Below are 4,280 nucleotides of genomic sequence, written 5' to 3'. Positions count from 1 at the left end.
CCCCAAGCGGCCCATTCTTGCAGAATGAGCCGAGCGTTCTATAAGACAAGCGCCGTGCTGTTTCACATTTGGGCACGGCGCTCTATTCCGTCTCGCGCCGCTCGTTCCGATCCGGCTGGCGGTCGGGCGCGTGGTTGTCGTTGACGTTGTCGAGCGACTTGCACAGGCGGACGGTTTCCCGGCGGTGTCCTTCGGTGAAGAAACAATCCGCAATCGGATTGTTTGTTATGTCATCGAATATACAGCGCTCCGGCAACGTGGTGTGGATGGCCGCGCAGCCAAGCCCGCGCGCCAAGCCGTCCATGGCCTGCAACAGGGTTCCGGCGACGCCCGGAACATCGAACAAATCCAGCACCACAAAGTTCTCGACGGACATAACGCGACCGTGGCGCAAATGCTCCTCGATGGCGTATGAGAACAGCCCGTGGAGGTACCCCCGCGCGTTCTGCACCGTCATGATGCCGGAACGCGACGTCGAGGCGCCTCCGGTTTCCAGGAGCGCTGCGGCAAAAGCGCGCCATTGCTCCACGGCAAGGCCGGGGGCGATGACGCAAACCAGCGGGTAAGCCTGGTCAATCTGACGTCGACCAAGGGGTTTCGCGATGAAGCTGTCGTCCATTTCCGTCCGGCCAATTGCAAGGACACTGAACGATGGCAGTCCTTGGCCTTGGGCGGCGTTGACGTAGATCAATGTTGCCGCAGCCACCCCTACACATAGTGGGATTATTGGAGGCAGGCGCGTCCGGCGTCGGTCTATGCGCACATCCGCGACGCAACCTGCCCCCCTCCTTAACAGTACGTACCCAGCGGTGGTGCAACCCAGAAGGCGCGGCTTCCGGCCGCCCGGGGCAAACGGGAGAGATTGTATGACATCAGCGACTCTGACTTCAGGGGCCACCCTGGGCAGCCAGCGGGTGTCGGAAGACGTGCGTTACTACGAAGACGCCATCCGACTCTTCGTTATCGCTGCGACGTTCTGGGGCGTGGTCGGCTTTCTGGCCGGCACGTTCATCGCCCTGCAACTCGCGTTTCCGGCGCTGAATCTCGGCTTTGAGTGGACGAGCTTTGGCCGTCTGCGGCCGGTTCACACCTCGGCCGTCATCTTCGCGTTCGGTGGCAACGTTCTGTTCGCCACCTCGCTGTACTCGGTGCAGCGGACCTGCCGTCAGTTTCTCTTCGGGGGCGAAGGGCTGACGAAGTTCATCTTCTGGAACTACAACATCTTCATCGTTCTGGCGGCGCTGAGCTACGTTCTGGGCTTCACCCAGGGCAAGGAATACGCCGAGCCGGAATGGATCCTCGACCTGTACCTGACGGTCATCTGGGTGCTGTACGCCATCCAGTTCGTCGGCACGGTGATGACGCGGCGCGAGTCGCACATCTATGTGGCGAACTGGTTCTTCCTGGCCTTCATCCTGACCGTCGCCATTCTGCACATCGGCAACAACGTCAACGTTCCGGTGTCGTGGACGGGCATGAAGTCGTACACGTTCGTGTCGGGCGTGCAGAGCGCCATGGTGCAATGGTGGTACGGCCACAACGCCGTGGGCTTCTTCCTGACCGCCGGTTTCCTTGGGATCATGTATTATTTCGTGCCCAAGCGCGCCGAACGTCCGGTCTATTCCTACCGCCTGTCGATCGTGCATTTCTGGACCTTGATCTTCCTCTACATCTGGGCCGGTCCGCACCATCTGCACTACACCTCGCTGCCGGATTGGGCGCAGACGCTGGGCATGACCTTCTCGGTCATGCTGTGGATGCCGTCCTGGGGCGGCATGATTAACGGCATCATGACCCTGTCGGGCGCGTGGGACAAACTGCGGACCGATCCGGTTCTGCGTTTCCTCGTCACCTCGGTCGCCTTCTACGGCATGTCGACCTTTGAAGGTCCGCTGATGTCGGTCAAGCCGGTCAACGCCCTGTCGCACTACACGGATTGGACCGTCGGTCACGTCCATTCGGGCGCCTTGGGCTGGGTGGCCTTCATCTCCTTTGGCGCGCTCTATTTCCTGGTGCCGGTCCTGTGGCGGCGTTCGCAGCTCTACAGCCTGCGTCTGGTCAGCTACCATTTCTGGACGGCCACCGTCGGCATCGTGCTGTACATCACCGCCATGTGGGTGTCGGGCATCATGCAGGGCCTGATGTGGCGCGCGTACGACAACCTGGGCTTCCTCCAGTACTCCTTCGTCGAGACCGTCGCGGCGATGCACCCGTTCTACGTCATCCGCGCGATGGGCGGCGTGCTGTTCGTCGCTGGGTCGCTCATCATGGTCTACAACCTGTGGCGCACGGCGAAGGGTGACGTCCGCATCGAGAAGCCTTACGCCTCCACCCCGCACAAGGCGGCGGTTGGCGCGGCCTAAAGCCCAGGAAGGATGCTAGAAATGGCTCAGCAAAAAAAGGGCTTCAGCCACGACCTGATCGAGCGGAACACGCTTCTGCTCGTCGTGTTGACGCTGATTACCGTGTCGATCGGCGGTCTGGTGCAGATCGTTCCGCTGTTCACGATCGAATCGACCATTGAAAAGGTGGATGGGGTCCGTCCCTATTCGCCGCTGGAAGTGGCCGGTCAGTCGATTTACATCCGTGAAGGCTGCTACAACTGCCACAGCCAGCAGATCCGTCCGTTCCGTGACGAGGTCGAGCGTTATGGCCATTACTCGCTGGCGGCGGAGTCGATGTACGATCACCCGTTCCAGTGGGGGTCCAAGCGCACCGGCCCCGATCTGGCCCGCGTCGGCGGCAAATACTCCAACGACTGGCAGGTCGCCCATCTGGTCGATCCGCGCGCCGTCGTGCCGGAATCCATCATGCCGGGCTACGCCTGGATGAAGGATCGTCCGCTGAACTACGCCGACATCGCCGACGTCCTCAAGACGTTGCGCATCGTCGGCGTGCCGTACACGGACGAACAGATCGCCAACGCCAAGGCTGACCTGGAAGCGCAGAAGAACCCGGACGGCGATTCCGCCGCCCTGGCCAAGCGCTACCCGAAGGCCGTCGTCGCGAACTTCACGGGCAACAAGACCGTCACCGAAATGGACGCTCTCGTGGCCTACTTGCAGGTGCTGGGCACCATGGTGGATTTCACCAAGTACCAGTCGCCGAAGCAGCTCCAGCAGTAATCGGGGGACAAATCCATGGATTTGGATGCGATCACGGTGATGCTTCGGTCGTTCTGGACCGTGTGGTTGATGGTGTTGTTGACGGGCATCCTGGTTTACGCCATGTGGCCCGGCAACCGCCGCAATTTCGACCACGCCGCCCAGATCCCGCTCAAGGATGATGGTCAGGAGTTTTAGGCCATGGCACAGAATTACAAGGACGAGTTGTCCGGCGTCGAGACCACGGGCCACGAGTGGGATGGGCTGCGCGAGCTGAACAACCCGCTGCCCAAGTGGTGGCTTTATATTTTCTACGTCTGCATCGCCTGGGCGATGGCGTATTACGTGTTCTACCCCGCTTGGCCGCTGGGCAAGACCTACACGAAGGGCATTCTGGGTTATTCCCAGCGTGAGGAGCTCGTCGGCAAAATGGCGGAGGCGAAGGCCGGTCAGGCGAAGTTCCTGACCGCCATCGCGGCCAAGTCGGTGGACGAGATCCAGAAGGACAAGGATCTGCTGGGCTTCGCCATGGCGGGCGGCCGGTCCTACTTCAACGAGAACTGCGCGGCGTGTCACGGCGCCGGCGGCCAGGGGGCCAAGGGCTTCCCGACGCTGGCCGACGACGTGTGGCTGTGGGGCGGCAAGACCGCCGACATCTACCAGACCATCCAGCACGGCATCCGTTCGGACGACGCCGACACCCGTGGCGTGCCGAACACCGGCATGACCGCGTTCGGCAAGGACGGCATCCTGAACCGCGATCAGATCGATCAGGTGACGGATTACATCCTGTCGCTGAACAACAAACCGTCCGACGCCGCCAAGGTCGCCAAGGGCAAGACCGTCTATGACGAGAATTGCGCCGCGTGCCATGGCGACGCCGCGCAGGGCGCCTTGGCCGCTGGTCTGGACGGCGTCGGCGCTCCGCCGCTGAAGCAGGCCAACTGGCTCTATGGCGGCGACAAGGCCACGCTGGTCGAGACCGTCACCAACGGTCGCGCCGGTGTGATGCCGGCCTGGTCCAAGCGTCTGGACGACGCGACGATGAAGTCGTTGGCCGTCTACGTTCACAACCTGGGCGGCGGCAAGTAAGCCGAACGCCAGACGGTTTGGGTGATTGGAAACGCCGGGGAGGAGACTCCCCGGCGTTTCTTTTTGCGTTGAGTTGAGTCGATG

At 61.9% G+C, this 4,280-nt stretch carries 5 protein-coding genes; 4 read left to right on the top strand and 1 reads right to left on the bottom strand.

Features of this window, described 5'->3' with window-relative positions; genetic code table 11:
• Positions 1–82 precede the first annotated feature (82 nt).
• On the bottom strand, positions 83–763 hold the full coding sequence (locus ACODS4_RS28020; RefSeq protein ID WP_488869151.1) for a hypothetical protein: 681 nt from the start codon (positions 761–763) through the stop codon (positions 83–85).
• A gap of 103 nt (positions 764–866) precedes the next feature.
• On the opposite strand from ACODS4_RS28020, the gene ccoN reads away from it, so the two are divergent.
• From ccoN to ccoP, 4 genes are read left to right on the top strand one after another with little or no spacing between them, the layout of a single operon-like run.
• A complete protein-coding gene (ccoN, locus tag ACODS4_RS28015) occupies positions 867–2,363 on the top strand; it encodes a cytochrome-c oxidase, cbb3-type subunit I (protein ID WP_488869149.1) in 1,497 nt (498 codons plus the stop codon).
• Between the two features lie 21 nt (positions 2,364–2,384).
• Positions 2,385–3,125 (top strand): cytochrome-c oxidase, cbb3-type subunit II, encoded by a 741-nt coding sequence (gene ccoO, locus ACODS4_RS28010; protein WP_488869147.1) that lies wholly within the window; start codon positions 2,385–2,387, stop codon positions 3,123–3,125.
• A gap of 15 nt (positions 3,126–3,140) precedes the next feature.
• Positions 3,141–3,302, top strand: coding sequence for a cbb3-type cytochrome c oxidase subunit 3 (locus ACODS4_RS28005; protein WP_488869145.1), 162 nt, complete (start codon positions 3,141–3,143; stop codon positions 3,300–3,302).
• 3 nt (positions 3,303–3,305) lie between these two features.
• Positions 3,306–4,196: a cytochrome-c oxidase, cbb3-type subunit III gene (ccoP, locus tag ACODS4_RS28000; RefSeq protein ID WP_488869143.1), complete on the top strand. Its 891-nt coding sequence runs from the start codon at positions 3,306–3,308 to the stop codon at positions 4,194–4,196.
• Positions 4,197–4,280: the final 84 nt, after the last annotated feature.

It is taken from the genome of Azospirillum sp. FG154 (genome assembly GCF_057809575.1).
This window is presented reverse-complemented; position numbering and strand designations above follow the sequence as displayed.

Coding starts and splice junctions, on each gene's coding strand:
- ACODS4_RS28005 (WP_488869145.1), top strand. CDS start 3,141: ATGGATTTGGATGCGATCACGGTGATGCTTCGGTCGTTCTGGACCGTG.
- ccoP (WP_488869143.1), top strand. CDS start 3,306: ATGGCACAGAATTACAAGGACGAGTTGTCCGGCGTCGAGACCACGGGC.
- ccoN (WP_488869149.1), top strand. CDS start 867: ATGACATCAGCGACTCTGACTTCAGGGGCCACCCTGGGCAGCCAGCGG.
- ccoO (WP_488869147.1), top strand. CDS start 2,385: ATGGCTCAGCAAAAAAAGGGCTTCAGCCACGACCTGATCGAGCGGAAC.